This window comes from Thermomicrobiales bacterium (genome assembly GCA_041390825.1).
Classification (GTDB): domain Bacteria; phylum Chloroflexota; class Chloroflexia; order Thermomicrobiales; family UBA6265; genus JAMLHN01.
Genome location: JAWKPF010000014.1, coordinates 1 through 16,483 on the forward strand (window position 1 = coordinate 1; position 16,483 = coordinate 16,483).

15 protein-coding genes, 2 tRNA genes, 1 pseudogene and 1 riboswitch are annotated in these 16,483 nt (G+C 61.7%); of the genes and pseudogenes, 11 read left to right on the plus strand and 7 right to left on the minus strand.

Annotated elements, in window-relative coordinates:
* Positions 1-620, plus strand: a 620-nt coding sequence (locus R2855_08795; protein MEZ4531116.1) for a hypothetical protein, incomplete at its 5' end; no start/stop codon positions are given.
* A 9-nt stretch (positions 621-629) separates the two neighbouring features.
* Here the strand turns inward: R2855_08795 and selA are convergent.
* The 3 genes from selA to R2855_08810 form a co-directional block, all read right to left on the minus strand.
* On the minus strand, positions 630-1,988 hold the full coding sequence (gene selA / locus R2855_08800; GenBank protein MEZ4531117.1) for an L-seryl-tRNA(Sec) selenium transferase: 1,359 nt from the start codon (positions 1,986-1,988) through the stop codon (positions 630-632).
* Positions 1,989-2,053: 65 nt separating this feature from the next.
* Positions 2,054-2,128, minus strand: a tRNA-Pro gene (locus R2855_08805).
* A gap of 70 nt (positions 2,129-2,198) precedes the next feature.
* Positions 2,199-2,274: transfer RNA gene (locus tag R2855_08810), tRNA-Arg, on the minus strand.
* Positions 2,275-2,458: 184 nt separating this feature from the next.
* On the opposite strand from R2855_08810, the gene R2855_08815 reads away from it, so the two are divergent.
* Positions 2,459-3,784: a glycosyltransferase gene (locus tag R2855_08815; protein ID MEZ4531118.1), complete on the plus strand. Its 1,326-nt coding sequence runs from the start codon at positions 2,459-2,461 to the stop codon at positions 3,782-3,784.
* Positions 3,785-3,850: 66 nt separating this feature from the next.
* Here the strand turns inward: R2855_08815 and R2855_08820 are convergent, their stop codons facing one another.
* Entirely contained in the window at positions 3,851-5,131 is a 1,281-nt protein-coding gene (locus tag R2855_08820) for an aminotransferase class III-fold pyridoxal phosphate-dependent enzyme (protein ID MEZ4531119.1), read from the minus strand.
* A gap of 50 nt (positions 5,132-5,181) precedes the next feature.
* Positions 5,182-5,535, minus strand: a complete 354-nt coding sequence (locus tag R2855_08825) for a hypothetical protein (protein ID MEZ4531120.1) — start codon at positions 5,533-5,535, stop codon at positions 5,182-5,184.
* 118 nt (positions 5,536-5,653) lie between these two features.
* Positions 5,654-5,763: riboswitch (TPP riboswitch) on the plus strand.
* A 45-nt stretch (positions 5,764-5,808) separates the two neighbouring features.
* Here R2855_08825 and thiD point away from each other — a divergent pair.
* From thiD to thiS, 4 genes are read left to right on the plus strand one after another with little or no spacing between them, the layout of a single operon-like run.
* Positions 5,809-6,633 carry a bifunctional hydroxymethylpyrimidine kinase/phosphomethylpyrimidine kinase gene (thiD, locus tag R2855_08830; protein ID MEZ4531121.1) on the plus strand — a complete coding sequence of 275 codons (825 nt, stop codon included), beginning with the start codon at positions 5,809-5,811 and terminating at the stop codon, positions 6,631-6,633.
* A gap of 12 nt (positions 6,634-6,645) precedes the next feature.
* Positions 6,646-7,458, plus strand: a complete 813-nt coding sequence (locus tag R2855_08835; GenBank protein MEZ4531122.1) for a thiazole synthase — start codon at positions 6,646-6,648, stop codon at positions 7,456-7,458.
* On the plus strand, positions 7,455-8,096 hold the full coding sequence (gene thiE / locus R2855_08840; protein MEZ4531123.1) for a thiamine phosphate synthase: 642 nt from the start codon (positions 7,455-7,457) through the stop codon (positions 8,094-8,096). The genes R2855_08835 and thiE overlap by 4 nt, the downstream gene beginning before the upstream one ends.
* Positions 8,083-8,919 carry a sulfur carrier protein ThiS gene (gene thiS, locus R2855_08845; protein ID MEZ4531124.1) on the plus strand — a complete coding sequence of 279 codons (837 nt, stop codon included), beginning with the start codon at positions 8,083-8,085 and terminating at the stop codon, positions 8,917-8,919. The genes thiE and thiS overlap by 14 nt, the downstream gene beginning before the upstream one ends.
* A 72-nt stretch (positions 8,920-8,991) precedes the next feature.
* Here thiS and R2855_08850 read toward each other — a convergent pair.
* Positions 8,992-9,270 (minus strand): annotated as a pseudogene (locus tag R2855_08850) (MGMT family protein).
* Positions 9,271-9,411: 141 nt separating this feature from the next.
* On the opposite strand from R2855_08850, the gene secA reads away from it, so the two are divergent.
* Complete coding sequence (gene secA / locus R2855_08855) at positions 9,412-11,991, plus strand: preprotein translocase subunit SecA (protein MEZ4531125.1); 2,580 nt, start codon at positions 9,412-9,414, stop codon at positions 11,989-11,991.
* Between the two features lie 51 nt (positions 11,992-12,042).
* Here secA and R2855_08860 read toward each other — a convergent pair whose 3' ends face one another.
* Complete coding sequence (locus R2855_08860; GenBank protein MEZ4531126.1) at positions 12,043-12,720, minus strand: hypothetical protein; 678 nt, start codon at positions 12,718-12,720, stop codon at positions 12,043-12,045.
* Between the two features lie 68 nt (positions 12,721-12,788).
* Here R2855_08860 and mnmG point away from each other — a divergent pair, with 68 nt between their 5' ends.
* The 4 genes from mnmG to R2855_08880 all read left to right on the plus strand — a co-directional run bounded on the left by mnmG (position 12,789) and on the right by R2855_08880 (position 16,482).
* Complete coding sequence (mnmG, locus tag R2855_08865) at positions 12,789-14,759, plus strand: tRNA uridine-5-carboxymethylaminomethyl(34) synthesis enzyme MnmG (protein ID MEZ4531127.1); 1,971 nt, start codon at positions 12,789-12,791, stop codon at positions 14,757-14,759.
* Positions 14,756-15,484, plus strand: coding sequence for a metallophosphoesterase family protein (locus tag R2855_08870; protein MEZ4531128.1), 729 nt, complete (start codon positions 14,756-14,758; stop codon positions 15,482-15,484). The genes mnmG and R2855_08870 overlap by 4 nt, the downstream gene beginning before the upstream one ends.
* Positions 15,485-15,583: 99 nt before the next feature.
* Entirely contained in the window at positions 15,584-16,054 is a 471-nt protein-coding gene (locus tag R2855_08875; protein ID MEZ4531129.1) for a universal stress protein, read from the plus strand.
* Positions 16,051-16,482 carry a TrkA family potassium uptake protein gene (locus R2855_08880; GenBank protein ID MEZ4531130.1) on the plus strand — a complete coding sequence of 144 codons (432 nt, stop codon included), beginning with the start codon at positions 16,051-16,053 and terminating at the stop codon, positions 16,480-16,482. The genes R2855_08875 and R2855_08880 overlap by 4 nt, the downstream gene beginning before the upstream one ends.
* Position 16,483 lies beyond the last annotated feature (1 nt).

A 16,483-nucleotide genomic window follows, 5' to 3' on the forward strand; every position in this document is an offset into this window, starting at 1 on the left:
TGGTCGCTCGACGTCTCGATCTCCCCTTCCGGGACGTTCAGGCGCGATTGCAGCGCGGCGTGCAAAGCGCTGCCGCCCGGACAACTCGACCGAGCGTCGAGCCGGAACGTGTTTCCAGCCTCCAGATCGAAGATCACCTGATCGCGCTTCTCCTGAAGCACCGGGCGTTGGTATTCGACCTGATGTCGGAGGTACCGCCCGATGACATCATGGATGCGCGCAATCGTACCCTGCTCGGTATCCTGCGAGACGATTCGCTGCCGGACGACACTTTCGGTCCCGAATTCGTCGAGACGCTCGATCCTGTCCTGCAGGGCCACGCGACGACGCTTCTCGATTCGCTCGCGAACCGGCCCAGCCAGCTCCCTGGTGAAGTGCGCGAAGAGGTACTGCAAACGCTCATGCGACTGGAGCGGGAACGTTACGATGTGCTCTCAGCCCATCTGCGAAGCGAGATCGCGACGGCGGAGTCGTTGCGAGACGTCGAGTTGCTTCCGACGCTTCTGGCACAGTACGACCGTCTCTCGATGCTGCACAAGCGCACCTATCCTCCGCTGAGCCCCTATTTTCGGGACTCGCGTACACGCCTCCCAACGAAAAAGGCTCGACATCAGTCGTAGTTGTTATGTCTATAGACTGTTGATGATCTGAGCGAGGACCGCATCCTGTTCGGGGTGCACTGTACGCAGGTCGATTCGCACGCTATTCTGCCGAACAACCGGAAAGACCGCGGGGGAGCCCGTTCGCAGGCGTCGCGCCAGGAGATCGACGTTTTCGGCTTCCAGCTCCAACGCAATGCTGGGCACGGTTTCGCCCGGCATCGACCCTCCCCCGATCGACGCCTCGCTCTCGACGATGGTGATCTTCCTGTCAGCGACGATCGTCTCCGCCCGTGCCCGTAGCAAATCGACCGGGGTCGCGATCATCTGCCAGATCGGAATCTGCGCGACCGCCTCTCCAGCCAGGTAGTGACGCAACGTTGCCGATAGCCCGGCCAGTGCGGTCTTGTCTGCGCGCACCGCCCGAGCGAGCGGGTGCCGCTCGATCCGTCGGATCAGTTCGCGCTTGCCGCAGATGATGCCAGCCTGTGGGCCTCCGAGCAGCTTGTCGCCGCTGAACGTGACAACAGAAGCGCCAGCAGCGATGGCCTCGGCAACGGTTGGCTCGGCCCGTAGACCAAATCGACTGGTTTCCAGCAGCGATCCGCTTCCCAGATCCTCCACCACAATAGTCCCGAGTTCGTTGGCGATCGATGCCAGCTCACGCGTGGTCGGGCGCGCGGTGAAGCCTTCGATCCGGAAGTTGCTCGTGTGGACCTTGAGCAACGCGCCCGTTTCGGGCGTACGCGCGCTCACATAGTCGGAGGCATACGTTCGATTCGTGGCGCCGACCTCCACAAGTCGGCAGCCGCTTTTTGCGACAACGTCCGGGATCCGGAATCCACCGCCGATCTCGACCGCTTCGCCCCGTGAAACGATGACCTCTTTTCCCGCGCAAAGCGCCGTCAGCACGAGCAGTACGGCCGCCGCGTTGTTGTTGACCACGAGGGTCGCCTCTGACCCGGTCAGGGCGCGAAGCAGGCGCGAGATCTCATCCATCCGGCCGCCCCGTTGATTGGTCTGGGGTTCGATCTCGAGCGAGAGATACCCGGTGGCAGCCTGTGCCATCGCCTCGGCAGTCGCTCGACTGACCGGGGCGCGTCCCAGATTCGTGTGCAACAGGACGCCTGTTCCATTGATGACCGGCGTGAGACGCGTAGCGAGGAGCGCATCGATGGAACGCCGGCATCGATCGAGCACGCTGGCTCGATCGAAGGCTTCTCCGTCCGCGATCTCGCGCCGAATCACATCGATCTCCTGCCGGATCAGATCGGTCAGGACCGATGGCTCGATCGGACAGGAACCGATTTCGTCGAGCAACCAGGCAACAGATGGGATGGAGCGATACCTGGACGTCGTGGCAGTCGTTTCAGGGGAGGAGGAAGGCATCGATCTACCGTCCTGTTCGGAAATGACAAAGGGGAGTGCCGTGCACCCCCCTCTATCGGGATCGGTCGGGGAGAGAGGATTTGAACCTCCGACCTCAGCGTCCCGAACGCTGCGCGCTAACCGGGCTGCGCTACTCCCCGAGAGCGGACGTCAGCATAGCATAGAAGCCGACAGGCGTGGCCTCGAGTCGCTGAGCTCATCGCGTTTTCGTGGTGCCCGAGGAGGGATTCGAACCCCCGACGCCCGCCTTAGGACGGCGGCGCTCTATCCACTGAGCTACACGGGCCAACATCTGGAGCTCATGCTAGCACACGGCATCACTCCACCACCCTGCGCCGAGGGGCCAATTGTCACGTGCGCACGCAGCAAGTCGACCTGCTATAGTGCGCTTCAGTGCGTGGCTTACAAAACGTAACACGCTCAACTTCAGGAATCGACCCGAGGCGGTTCGCCTCGAAGGAACGTGCATTGTGACAAGTTCGTCCTATGCCGGACCGGCGGTCTTCGGATACGAGACCGACCATCTCCGGCGCGTTGCATCCATCTCGGTCCACACATCGCCGCTCGCGATGCTTGGTGGCAAAGACGCGGGCGGCATGAACGTCTACATTCGAGAACTCAGCTGCCACACTGCCCAACTCGGACTGCCGGTCGATGTTTTCACGCGTCGCACCGACCCGGACCTTCCCGAAACCATCCAGATCTGCGAAGGCGTCAATCTGATCTATATCGATGCCGGGCCGCCTGAACCGGTCGACAAGAACAAGCTCTTCGATCTTCTCCCCGAGTTTGCTGAAAACATAGCCCTCTATTCGCTGCGAGCTGGCACGCGCTACGATGTGGTCCACGCGCACTATTGGCTGTCCGGCTGGGTTGCTCATCTCCTGAAGCGGTACTGGAATACCCCCTTCTCGTTGATGTTCCACACCACCGCGCACATGAAGAACATCGTCTCGCCAGAAGCCGAGCAAGAGACGACGCTTCGCGGTGCGATCGAGGCCAGACTGGTCGGCATGGCGGATAGCATCATCGCTGCGAATCCTGACGAAGCCGCCGATTTGATCTGGAGGCAGCACGGCGACAGCGCAAAGATCTGCACGATTCCGCCGGGGGTCGACACGGAACTCTTTCGGCCGCTCCACCAGGCCGCTTGCCGTCTCGAGCTCGGCATCCCCGCCGAGGAGCAAATGGTTCTGTTCGTCGGCCGTATCGATCCAATCAAGGGGTTGGACACCCTGCTCGGCGCCACAGACTATCTGAAGTCCGTTTCGTCTCCTGCCCGCACGCACATCGTCGGAGGAGACCTGGGTGCCGAAGGGGACCCCGTCGGTCCCCTCGCCTCGCTTGCGGCACAGGCGCGCGAAATGGGCATCGACGACCGGCTCGTGCTGTGGGGTTCCCAGCCGCAGGATCGCCTTCCACTCTTCTTAGCTGCCGCCGACGTCGTCTCGGTTCCGTCTCGGTACGAATCCTTCGGACTGGTCGCGGTCGAGGCGATGGCCGCGGGACGGCCGGTGGTCGCGTCACACACGGGGGGACTGATCTTCACCATCGAAGACGGTCGCACTGGTTACCTCGCCCCCATCGGTGACGGGGAAGCGCATGGGTCGTTGCTCGATGAGCTGCTGAACGATGAGAAAAAGCGGATCGCGTTTGGCCGCGCGGCGCATCTGAACGCGCTCCGATTCTCATGGACATCGGTGGCGACGTCGATACTCCACGTCTATGAGCGGCTCGCTGGCGGTCACCGGGCAGATCTCTGTTGTGAAGACGAGATCTTCGCCAACGCAATCTAGAGGTGAATCGACAAGAGGACCGGCCGCGATCACGGCCGGACCTCTCGAACAGCGAATGGATTCGATCTACAAGGCAGCTACCGCGTTCTCGAACACCGCCAGGAACTCACTTGCTTGCTGCTCATCGATAACCAGCGGCGGAATGACGCGAATCGCTTGATCGTAGGTGCCGCAATTGATGAGCAGCACGTTTTCGGCGAGACAGCTGGCGATGACCTTCGACACCGCGCCCGGGTTTGGATCGCCCTGAGAATCGACGAACTCCACGGCAAGCATGAGCCCCAGCCCGCGAACTTCTCCAATCACCGGATACTTCGCCTGAATCGCGCGCAACCCCTGCGATAGCACGCTTCCTATGGCGGCGGCGTTCTCGGGGAGACGTTCGTCCCGCATGACGCGCAATGTTTCGGCTGCTGCAGCAGTTCCCACGGCGTTTGCGCCATAGGTGCCGCCGTGGGCGCCTGGAGGCCACTTGTCCATCGTCGCCTTGTTGGCGACCACCGCGCTGACCGGCAGTCCGGAAGCGATGCCCTTGGCGACCGTCATGATGTCTGGTGTGACGCCAAAGTGCTCGAAGCCCCACATGGCTCCCGTTCGCCCAACACCGGTCTGGATTTCGTCCAGGATGAGCATGATGCCGTGCTCGTCACAGATCGCGCGCACCTCTTGCAGCCATCGCTGCGAGGGCACCAGGTATCCGCCTTCACCGGCGATCGTTTCGACCAGAATAGCCGCGACATCGTCCGGCATGACCATGGTGTCGAACAACGCCTTGAGCTCGGAAAGGTAGTAGTCGTCCGCTTCACCGGGCGCTGAGCCGAACGGCGATCTGTAGTAGTAGGGGTAGGGCGCGTAATACATGCCGGAGAGCAGCGGTTCGTAGTGGCCGCGCACCTTGGCGCGTGAGGATGTGACCGACATGGCGGCATGCGTGCGGCCATGAAATGCCCCGCGCATGGCAATTACGGCTGGGCGGCGCGTGGCGATCTTCGCAAGCTTGAGCGCCCCCTCGATCGCTTCTGCCCCGCTGTTGGCCCAGAACACCTGGTTCAGTGACGACGGAAGCGTGGCTGTGAGCTCAGCCGCGGCATCGAGCATTGGCTCATGCAGCAAGATGTTTTGCTGGGCGTGAATGATCTTGCCCGCCTGGGCGCGAATGGCTTCGACGACTCGCGGATGGCAATGTCCGGCATTCACCACCGCAATGCCGGAGGTGAAATCCATGTACCGCTGGCCATCGCGGTCCCAGACGTAGATGCCCTCTGCGTGATCCACGAAGACGGGGGTGTATCGCCCGATGACGCGAGGAACCAGCGTTTGCGGATCGAGTCCAACTTCTGCAACCATGTCACTACCCTCTCATCGCGAGTGCGAAACGAATGGACGGATTGCCAGTATCAGGCGCCAGTGCTCGCCTTTTTCTCCCGTTCCTTTTGCTCTTTGTAGTACTTCTTTGTCTTCGGGATCGGTTTTGCGTCTTCGGCCGCGCGTCTCGCTTGCGCATCTGCTGCGCCTGCCTCGAGCTCCTCTTCCAGGCGAACAAAGTCGTTGTAGACGCGGACGTTGGTGTTCGATTCGGGGGTGCGCATCAGCATGCGCACGAGCTGGAGTTGTGAGTTGACTGTGGCGTTCTTTGCCTCGGGAAGCGAAGCGCGCTTGATGAAGAGATCGACTGTTGCCAGTGTCGCGGTCTCGGCGTCGTTCTCGACGAGCCGCTCCCGAATGTTTTGAAGCCCGTCCAGAACGTTCATTTTGTGTCCTTCGAACTGTGGGAAATGACGGAATCCGCGAATGCGCAGTTGCCTGAATTGTACCACCGCTCGGCTGAGCGCCTCGGCTGGAACGACCGCTGATCCGTGCTATCCTAGGACCAGTTGCCAGGGGTGCGGGTACCGCTGAGAGCGCGGCCGAAACGGGTCGCCAACCCTCCGAACCTGATCCGGGTCATTCCGGCGAAGGGACGGCAACGATCGACGTCGTCGATGGCAACTGCCATCGACGTTTTGTTTTTTCAGGAGCGGTTCGTGACCTCATTCGACGCCGAAGAGGCAGTTCCCAAAGCGCTCACCATCGCCGGTTCCGATTCGGGAGGCGGCGCCGGGATTCAAGCGGATCTCAAGACCTTCGCAGCGCATGGTGTCTATGGCACGAGTGCCATCACGGCGGTGACCGCGCAAAATACGCGTGAGGTTATCGCCATCGCTGAAGTCCCCGAAGAGGTGGTGGCCGCTCAGATCGACTCGGTTCTGGAGGACATCGGAGCGGGCGCGATCAAGACCGGAATGCTTTCCAGCGCCGCCATCGTGGCGACAGTCAGCGAGCGGATCGAGGCCTGGGGCATTCCCACCGTGGTCGATCCGGTCATGGTTTCCAAGAGCGGCAACTATCTGCTGGCGCCGGAGGCCGTGAGCGCCATCAAGCGAGACCTGATTCCGCTATCGCTGATCGTCACACCGAACCATCACGAAGCAGCAGCCTTGACCGGGGTGGAGATCAGTTCCGACGACGATGCGCGTGAGGCAGCGAGGCGCCTCTGCGATCTGGGCGCGCGCATTGTGGTCATCAAGGGAGGCCACCGACCGGGCGCGCCCATAGATCTTGTCTTCGATGGCAGCTCGTTTGGCGAACTCTCCGCCGATCGCATCGAAACCGAAAACACCCACGGCACAGGATGCACGTTCTCCGCGGCAATTGCGGCGAACCTGGCGCTTGGATTTGGGCCGCTGGAGTCGATCGCGCGCGCAAAGCTCTACTTGACTGAGGCGCTGCGCTCGAGCTACCGCGTCGGCGGAGGGCATTCACCTGTCAATCATTTCCACACGTTCGAGCCGGTCGGCTCGATTCGCTAGAGGGAGCGCGAAATGGCGTTCGATTCCAATGGTCATACAGTCAAGGACGCACGACTCACGATAGGCGGCAAGAGCTTCGACAGCCGCCTCATGCTCGGCACAGGAAAGTACCGCGACTCGATCGAGATGAACGCGGCGTTCGAGGCCGCGGGTTCGCAGATCATCACTGTTGCGCTTCGCCGGATCGACTTCGACGACCCAAAGAGCCGGTCTGTGCTCGAAGACGTCGACTGGACGAAGTACACGATTCTTCCCAACACTGCTGGCTGCCAAACAGCCGAAGAGGCCATCCGCATCGCGCGGATGGCACGCGCGCTGGAACTGTCGGACTGGGTCAAAGTCGAGGTGATACCAGATCCCAAGTACCTCCTGCCTGACCCAATAGGCACGTTCGAGGCGTGCAAGGTGTTGGTGCAAGAGGGCTTCACGGTGCTGCCCTATATCGGCGCCGACCCGGTCCTGGCCCAGCGGCTGCAGGAGCTCGGAACAGCCACCGTGATGCCGCTTGGTTCGCCGATTGGTTCAGGCCAAGGACTGCTCAACATCGAGGCGATTCGCATCATCATCGAGCAGGCGGAAGTGCCGGTTGTGGTCGACGCCGGGATTGGCGTTCCCTCTGACGCGGCGCAAGCGATGGAAGCCGGCGCTGACGCGGTGTTGGTCAACACCGCTGTCGCACTGGCGAATGATCCGGCCACCATGGCGTCGGCTATGGCGCAAGGCGTCGAGGCCGGCCGAAAGGCATATCTCGCGGGCCGCATTCCGCGCAAGGCGTATGCCTCGGCGAGTAGCCCACTCGAAGGAGTGGTTGGCGCGCGGCCGTGACCGGACGAAACCTCAGGCAAGATCTGCGGCTTTACCTGGTCGCTGGAAGCCAGGATGCTCCGTATGGGCTCCTTGAGTCGGTCGAGGCGGCGCTGCGCGGTGGTGTCACGGCCGTTCAGCTAAGGGAGAAGTCGGGTACCGATCGAGAGATCCTGCTGCTCGCGGAACGGGTTCGCGAGCTTTGTCGCGAACACGATGCGGCGTTCTACCTCAATGACCGGCTGGATCTTGCGCTTGCCGCCAATGCGGACGGGTTGCATATCGGGGTCGACGACATTCCGATTCCGACCGCGCGGCGCATTGCGGGGGACAGCTTCGTGATCGGGTTTTCGCCCGACTCAGACGTTGGGGCCAGGTCGGCGCAGCTGGAAGGCGCGTCCTATCTTGGCATCGGCCCGGTCTTCGGAACGAAGTCGAAGCCTGACGCAGGACCGGCAATCGGTCTCAGCGTGCTCCGGCGGCGCATCTCCATTTCAGGGTTGCCGGTGATCGGCATCGGAGGAATCGATGCCGAGAATGCCGGTTCGGTCATCGAGGCCGGTGCAGCCGGCATTGCTGTCATGAGCGCGGTTTTGCGGGCGAGCGATCCTGAGTCAGCTGCTCGAACACTGCGAGAGGCCGTGGATGCAGCGAGTTGAGTCGCCTATTCTGATGTGGGTGACCGACAGCAGTCGTTCCGATGCCGAGCTCTCGGACCTGGCAAGGTCCGCCGTGGCCGGAGGCGTCGACGTCATTCAGGTCAGAGAGAAGGGGCTCGATTGGTCCTCGCTCGCGGCGACCGTGCAGGCGGTTCGCGCTGCTTCCGGGACGTCGATCGACCTGGTCGTGAATACAGACATCGAGCTCGCGCAGGCACTCGGTGTCGGCGTGCATCTTCCGGAGATCGGCCCGACCATCGCCGAGGCGCGTGCAGTTCTTGGACATGACGCGCTCGTGGGCCGGTCAGTCCATTCACCGGATGCGGCGACGGCATCAGAGGGAGCCAGCTATCTCGTTGCAGGTCACGTCTATGAGACAGCGTCGAAACCAGGGCGAAGCCCGCTGGGCCTCGATCGGTTCGCTGAAATCGTTGCCGTTGCGCCGGCTCCGGTCATCGCAATCGGTGGAATCACACCGGAACGTGTGCGGGCTGTCATGGAAGCAGGCGCTGTCGGAGTTGCGGTTCTCGGACCGCTGACCAGGCTTGCTACCATCGGATCCGAGGCCGCCGCATATCGCTCAGCTCTGGAGGCATGCATGTCACGTACAGAAAACGGGTCGATTTCAGCGACCATCAACGGCAAGGAGGTCACGCTACCCGCGGGAACGACGGTTGCGGACTTTCTTGCTGGGCGCGATTTGCATGAACGCCTCGTCGTCGTCGAACGGAACGGTGAGATCATCAAGCGTTCGACCTTCCCTGAGGTCGTCATCGAAGAGGGCGACCTGCTCGAAGTCGTGCACTTCGTCGGCGGGGGTTGACGATGCGCCCGGAGTCCAACGGCAGCGTGCGATATCCACGGTGTACTCGTCCCGAAAGGGAACTCCTTCGGCCACCAGTCGCTGTTTCATGATCTCGGGATGACCGAACGCCCAGCCGCCGCTCAAGAAGCCCTCGCGGTTCACGACACGATGAAACGGAAGCTCGAGACCGGGAGGTGAGCCCGCAATTGCCCAGCCGACCTGACGCGCTCCACGCGGGTCTCCCAGAGCGATGGCAATGTCGCCGTAGGTGGTGACCCGCCCTTCCGGAATCTGCCGCACGATTTCGAAGACTCGCTGGGCAAAGGTGGACTCGTCGAATTCGGTTGATTCGTGCCATTCCTGGTGCATTCTCTCGGCTGACTCCCAGCGTGTTTGAAACCGATTCGCTCGGTTTCGACGCTATACTCTGCTGGGTTACGCTCTCCCTGCGGCCCCTTCATTCCGATCGGCGATTACCACCTAAAGGCATGACCTCCAATGCGATCCCTGTTGAAGAAAGTATTCGGTTCGTCTCCCGACACCAATGTCAACAAGCTCAGACCCCTAATCGACGAAATCAACGCGCTCGAGCCGCAACTGCTCGAAGCGTCGGACGACGAACTGCATCAGTTCCGGCTCGTCTACACCTCACGGTACAAGGCGGGTGAGAGCCTCGACGACCTGCTTCCCGAGGTCTTCGCTCACGTGCGTGAAGCAGCGCGGCGCGGACTCGGTCAGCGGCACTTCGACGTTCAGCTCATGGGCGGCATCGTGCTGCACCAGGGCAAGATCGCCGAAATGCGCACCGGTGAAGGCAAGACGTTGACTGCAACCTCGGCGGTTGCACTCAATGCCATCACCGAAGATGGAGTCCACGTTATCACGGTCAACGACTACCTCGCACGCCGCGACACACAATGGATGGGCCGCGTCTACGACAGACTCGGCCTGAGCGTCGCATGTATCCAGCACGACCAGGCGTTCATCTTCGATGCCAACTGGGACTCGCCCGATGACCGGCTCGAGTTCCTGAGACCCGTCGAACGTCGAGAGGCATATGCCGCCGACATCACCTACGGAACCAACAACGAATTCGGGTTCGACTATCTGCGCGACAACATGGTCGTGTCTGCCCAGCAGCAGGTCCAGCGTGGCCTGAATTTCGCGATCGTGGACGAGGTCGACAACATCCTCATCGACGAGGCGCGCACGCCACTCATCATTTCGGGGCAGGCCGAACGCGCAACCGACAAGTACTACCAATTCGCTCAGATCGTGCGTCAACTGCGCGCCGATCGGCACTACGAGCTCGATCTCAAACACAAGACCGTTTCGCTCACCGAAGACGGTGTCGACCGGGTCGAAGATCTGGCTGGCATTCCTGACGGCGAGAGCATTTACGACGACCGCTACATCGACCTCACCCACTATCTCGAGCAGGCGCTCAAGGCGGAAGTGGTCTTCCATCGGGACAAGGATTACATCGTTCGTGACGGTGAGGTCATCATCGTGGACGAGTTCACCGGTCGCATGATGATCGGGCGCCGATATAGCGAAGGGTTGCACCAGGCGATCGAAGCCAAGGAGGGCGTGCGCGTTCAACGCCAGAACGTCACCATGGCCACGATTACGTTCCAAAACTACTTCCGCATGTATGAGAAGTTGGCCGGCATGACCGGTACCGCGGAAACCGAAGAGGAGGAGTTCCTCCGGATCTACAACCTGCCAGTGGTGGTGATTCCGACCAACCGCCCGATGATCCGCGATGACTTCGCCGATCTTGTCTACAACACAGAGACTGCCAAGTTCAACGCTGTCATCGATGAGATCGAGGAGATGCGGGCAGAGGGCCGGCCAGTCCTGGTGGGCACCGTGTCCATCGAGGCATCCGAGCGGTTGAGCTTCATGTTGACGCAGCGCGGCATCCCGCACGATGTCCTGAACGCCAAGCAGCATGAGCGCGAAGCGGCGATCGTCAGCGGCGCTGGCGAACCCGGCATGGTCACGATCGCCACCAATATGGCCGGTCGCGGTACCGACATCAAGCTTGGAGAAGGCGTGGCCGAGGCCGGTGGCTTGCACATCATCGGCACCGAGCGACACGAGGCGCGCCGTATCGACAATCAGTTGCGTGGCCGCGCTGGCCGCCAGGGCGACCCGGGATCGACCCGCTTCTATCTATCGCTCGATGACGAACTCATGCGGCGTTTCGGCACCGATCGTATTCGCGGACTCATGGGCAAGCTCGGGATGGATGACGAGACTCCCATCGAGCACGGCATTATCTCGAAATCGATCGAGAGCGCTCAAACAAAGGTCGAAGGTCACAACTCCGATATTCGCCGACATGTCGTGCAATACGACGACGTCATGAACCGCCATCGTGAGGTGATCTACGCCGACCGAGGACGGATCGTGGCCGGAGACGATATGTCCGACAAGATGGACGAGCTCGTGACAGACGAACTCGAGGCCATCGTCGATCGGCACGTGGCAGAGCGCGGCGGCGAGATCGATTACGACGCGATTGCCCAGGAGTACAATGCGCTCTTCCCCCTCGAACCCGGAGCCGAACGCGTCGGCGTCGAGGAGATCGAAGGGCTTTCTCGAGACGATCTGCTCGATCTCTTGCAGGACGATGCGGACGAGGCGTATCAGGAAGTCGAAGACCGGTTCGGTCCAGAAGCCATGCGTCAGGTCGAGCGTCACGTGCTGTTGAGTGTTATCGACCGGCTTTGGGTCGAACACCTGACCGCCATGGACGAACTGCGGGAAGGCGTCGGCCTGCAGGCATACGGCCAGAAGGATCCGTTGGTCGTCTACAAGACCGAGGGGTACCGGATGTTCGGCACGCTCACCGACCACATCCGGCACGACACCGTGCACACGATTTTCCGCGTGAAACCTGCCATTGTTGAACAGCCTGTCCAGACGCGCATCACGGAAGAGGCTACGACGACCAATCGGAGCGACGAATCCGCGAAGCCTCAGGCGACCAGCAAGAAGGTTGGCGCCAACGCTCCGTGCCCATGTGGCAGCGGCAAGAAGTACAAGCACTGCCACGGGCGCGTGAGATCCCGGGCGGCGTAACGTGATGGGTCCAGCGCGGGCGTGTACCCGCACTGGACCCGGTCGCCGTGATTAGCTCTTCCTGGTTGCGCTGTTCGCAACCACGATCAGACCGTTCCCTGCCGCCTTGGCAACGGATTTCGCTTGCCGGCGGCGTTTTTCGTCCATGAACACGACGTAGATGACCGCACCGGCGGCCGCAAGCCAGCCAAGGGCGGCAATCATCTCCTTGGTCGACTCTTTCGCTTTGTGCGCAGCAGCTTCGGCGTCTGCCCTAGCCTTGTGCGCGGCAGCTTCTGCGTCTGCTTTGGCCTTGTGCGCTCCGGCCTCGACCTTTTCCTTGCCGCGATCGGCCTCGAGCGCCGCCTTCGCTTTGGCATCTTCCCCGGCCAGCTTGATGCGCTCAGTTGCGCCATGACCGCCGTGCTCTTCGATCAGGTTTCGCCCCGCTGCGGGCGCGGCCGCAAGTTGCTCCTTGATTTTCTCGACATCGACCCGCTTGTCGATCTCCTCTGTGTAGGACTTGACAAGCGTGTCGAGCGATCTAGCGAAGCTGGTGAGATGCTCGAGCGCATCCACGGCGCTGCTGCGCGCGTCCTGTACCCGCTGATCGTCCGCCAGTTTGCGGGGATCGAGATCACGCTCCCGGATCAGCGTTGCCTCCCGTTCGAGATCGGCGATCACCGCTTCGAGCAGCGGTTTCCCACGCTCCAGAGCGCCACGTACCTTGGTTTCGAAATCACTGCTCATGGTTCTTTCCTTCGTGATGGATTGCCATCTACATGGTCCGGTGCGAGCGACTGCCTATACTTTCGACGATGCAGACAGTCTCCCTAAACCTACCAATACATTTCGACGTTGTTATTGTCGGCTCTGGACATGCCGGTTGTGAAGCTGGACTGGCAGCGGCGCGAGCCGGTTGTCTCACGCTCGTCATCACGCCGAACCTCGATCGTGTCGGATATATGCCATGCAACCCGTCGATCGGTGGCCCCGGCAAGTCGCACATCGTGGCCGAAGTGGACGCGATGGGGGGAGCGATGGCAAAGGTCGCCGACAAGACCTCGCTGCATGTCCGCATGCTGAACACCAGCAAGGGCCCCGCAGTCCAGGCCAAGCGCTCCCAGCAGGACAAGGGTCTGTACGCCCTGGCGATGAAAGAAACGCTGGAACTGCAGCCAAATCTGGAACTTTTGCAAGACGAAGCCATCGGCCTGGAGGTTGGATCGAACGGCGAGGTCACCGGTGTCGTCTGTCGATCCGCAGGGCGGATTCATGCGTCGGCGGTGGTCATCACCGCGGGGACTTTCCTGCGTGGGGCGTTGATCTCTGGCGAATCTCGAACCGCGGGAGCGCGAGCAGGAGACCGGGCGGACGCTGGTCTTGGTGAACGGCTGTTCGATCTTGGGTTTCAGCTTCGACGGTTGAAGACCGGCACCCCTCCCCGCGTTGATGGCCGCACCCTCTCGATGAGCGAATGCGAACGCCAAGACGGGGACGAGTCGCCAATCTGGCTGAGTCATGACGGCGAGCTCGGCCGGATCGAGCCGCTGCGACTGCCTGCGCTGTCGTTGCATGTCCGATCCGACACGAGTTGGCGCCCGCAACTCGCCTGCCTCAAGACGGCAACCCAGCCCGCAACGCATGATCTCATCCGCGCAAATCTGCATCGCGCGCCGATGTTCAACGGCTCCATCGAGGGAGTCGGTCCGCGCTACTGTCCGTCGATCGAAGACAAGGTGGCCCGCTTCGCCGACAAGACCAGTCATCCCATCTTTCTCGAACCCGAGGGGTGGCGCACAACGGAATACTACGTCCAGGGAATGAGCACGAGCCTGCCGCCGGAAGTGCAAGAGTTGGCTGTGCGCACGATTCCGGGCATGGAGCGGGCACGCCTGACCCGGTTTGGCTACGCCGTCGAGTATGACGCGGTCGACCCGATCGAGCTGTCGACGACGCTCGAGTCGCGGCGTATTGGCGGTCTCTTCCTGGCGGGTCAAATCAACGGCACCTCGGGGTATGAAGAAGCCGCCGGGCAGGGAATCCTGGCGGGCATGAATGCCGCCGCGGTGGCGCAATCGCGCCCGCAGACGTCGCTCGCTCGCAGCCAGGCGTATATCGGAGTCATGGTGGACGACCTGGCCAACCGCCCCTTCGACGAGCCATACCGGATGCTGACGTCACGCTGCGAGTACCGCCTGTTGTTGCGGCCCGACACGGCTCGCGAGCGATTGGGACACATTGCCTACCAGAATGGTCTGATCGGTGAGGAGAACTGGAAGTCGATCGAGCAAGAGCGCGATGGACTACAGGACATGTTGCAGGCGCTCGAGTCGATCTCGATCCTCCCACGAGCGGATCACTTGTCCGTGTTGAACGAATATGGGGTAGCGCCGGTCAGCAAACCGACGACGGCCGCCGAGTTACTGCGGCGACCGGAATCGACACTTGGGCAGATCGTATCGATCAGTCATCGCCTTGGGTTCGAAACTCCGACATCGGGCGGCCTCACCCATTGCCGGGTGGAGAATGAGGTGCGCTATGGAGCCTTCCTCGCTCGAGAGACGAAGGAAGTCGCTCGTCAGTCTGCCCTCCGAGACCGTTCGTTGCCGGAACAGGTCGACTATCGGACGATTCCGGGACTTCGTATCGAGGCGGCCAACAAGCTCGCTCTTCATCGGCCACGGACTATCGGGGAAGCCGGGCGGTTGGCAGGGGTAACGCCGTCCGACATCGGAGCGCTCCTGATCTACTTGCGCCGAACCGAACAGGAACCCGCGCTCGTATGAGAATCCTCGTTCTTTCCGACATTCACGCGAATCTTCCCGCCTTCGAGGCGGTGCTCGATTCCGCCCCGGATCACGATGCAATCTGGAGTCTGGGCGACACCGTGGGCTATGGAGCCTCACCAAATGAGTGTCTCGATCTGCTGGTCGAGGTCGGGGCGCAACCGGCGCTCGTCGGCAACCACGATCTGGCTGCCGTCGGTTTGCTGCCGATCAGGTGGTTCAACGCCTTTGCGGCGACCGCCGCCGGGTGGACGATGTCCCGCTTGACACCAGAAAACCAATTCAGAATCCGGTCCGGCTTCACATCCGAGACGACCGGACAGTTCTATCTCGTTCACGGTAGTCCGCGAGATCCAGCCAGGGATTACGTGCAGTCGTTCGATGAAGCAGTCGAGAGCCTCGCCGCGGTACCAGCGCAATTCGTCCTTTGTGGGCACACCCACGTGCCTATGTTCGCAGTTGGCGGCCCAGAATCCGCCCGTGGCCTGCAACGCATCGAACCAGGAGTCCCGTATGCGCTCTCAGGTAAGCGGGCATTGCTGAATCCCGGCAGCATCGGGCAGCCGCGGGATGGCGATCCACGCGCTGCGTCGATGTTGATCGATACCGAATCGTGGACGGCAACGTGGCTGCGAACTCCGTATGACATCGAACGGGCTCAACTGGCCATCACCGGCGCCGGACTTCCGCGAGAGCTCGCGGCGCGCTTGAGCCGAGGACGCTAACGAGCATCCCGTGTTGCGGAGTTCCGCCGATCCATACATACTTCGCCCTCGTTCGTGGTCAGGCGACTGTGCCTTGCCGGAGGATGACAGCAACACCGCATGCCATTGCACTATCACCGGATAATCATTCCGGTCTCAGGCGGACCAGAAGATGACCGGGCGATCGAGCTGGTTGGCGAATTGGCGCAGCGCCACCCCACCAGCATTACGCTTGTGTACGTCGTCGAAGTGCTTCAGGCCATGCCGCTGGATGCCGAGCTCCCGGAGGCGGTCGCTCGCGGTGAAGCGGTCCTGGCACGCGCGGAGCAGTTGACCCGGCAACGCTTGCCAACGTCGGTCGATCTCATTTCCACGGATCTGCTGCAGGCGCGCTCGTCTGGCGCCGCGGTAGTCGATGAAGCCATCGAACAGAACGCCGACCTTATCCTTATGGCAACCGCGATCTCGATCAAGTACGGTAAGCAGGTCACCGGCGAGGCTGCTTCGTACGTCATCAAGAACGCGCCGTGCGATGTGATCCTCATTCGTTCCGCGAGCGATCTGCCGCTACAGGAGGCCCTCGAAGGGTGAAAGTCGTGATCATGGGCTGTGGCCGGGTTGGTGCGCGGGTCGCATCCGTTCTCGACCACAACGGCCACAAGGTGACGGTGATCGACGTCAATTCCCGCGCGTTTCGGCGACTGCCGGACGAGTTCAATGGGCGCACGCTCATTGGCACAGGAATCGATGAAGATGTGCTGAAACGCGCGGGGATTTCCGAAGCGACCGCATTCATTGCGGTCACCAACGGCGACAATCGGAACATCATGGCGGCACAGGTGGCGAAGAACATCTTCTCTGTGCCCGAGGTGATTTGCCGAATCTACGATCCCGTGCGCGAGGACACCTATCGGCGATTGGGCTTGACCACAGTCTGTCCCACGACGGTCATTTCCGCTCAAATCCTCGACGCGGTCATGACCGCGTCGTCGCTCGGCGTACGCCCGCAGGAGGCTTGAG

Excerpts from the sequence above, each read along its gene's own strand:
- R2855_08860 (MEZ4531126.1), bottom strand. The coding sequence starts at position 12,720 with ATGAGCAGTGATTTCGAAACCAAGGTACGTGGCGCTCTGGAGCGTGGG.
- mnmG (MEZ4531127.1), top strand. The coding sequence starts at position 12,789 with ATGCAGACAGTCTCCCTAAACCTACCAATACATTTCGACGTTGTTATT.
- R2855_08870 (MEZ4531128.1), top strand. The coding sequence starts at position 14,756 with ATGAGAATCCTCGTTCTTTCCGACATTCACGCGAATCTTCCCGCCTTC.
- R2855_08825 (MEZ4531120.1), bottom strand. The coding sequence starts at position 5,535 with ATGAACGTTCTGGACGGGCTTCAAAACATTCGGGAGCGGCTCGTCGAG.
- thiS (MEZ4531124.1), top strand. The coding sequence starts at position 8,083 with ATGCAGCGAGTTGAGTCGCCTATTCTGATGTGGGTGACCGACAGCAGT.
- selA (MEZ4531117.1), bottom strand. The coding sequence starts at position 1,988 with ATGCCTTCCTCCTCCCCTGAAACGACTGCCACGACGTCCAGGTATCGC.
- R2855_08875 (MEZ4531129.1), top strand. The coding sequence starts at position 15,584 with ATGCCATTGCACTATCACCGGATAATCATTCCGGTCTCAGGCGGACCA.
- R2855_08820 (MEZ4531119.1), bottom strand. The coding sequence starts at position 5,131 with ATGGTTGCAGAAGTTGGACTCGATCCGCAAACGCTGGTTCCTCGCGTC.
- R2855_08835 (MEZ4531122.1), top strand. The coding sequence starts at position 6,646 with ATGGCGTTCGATTCCAATGGTCATACAGTCAAGGACGCACGACTCACG.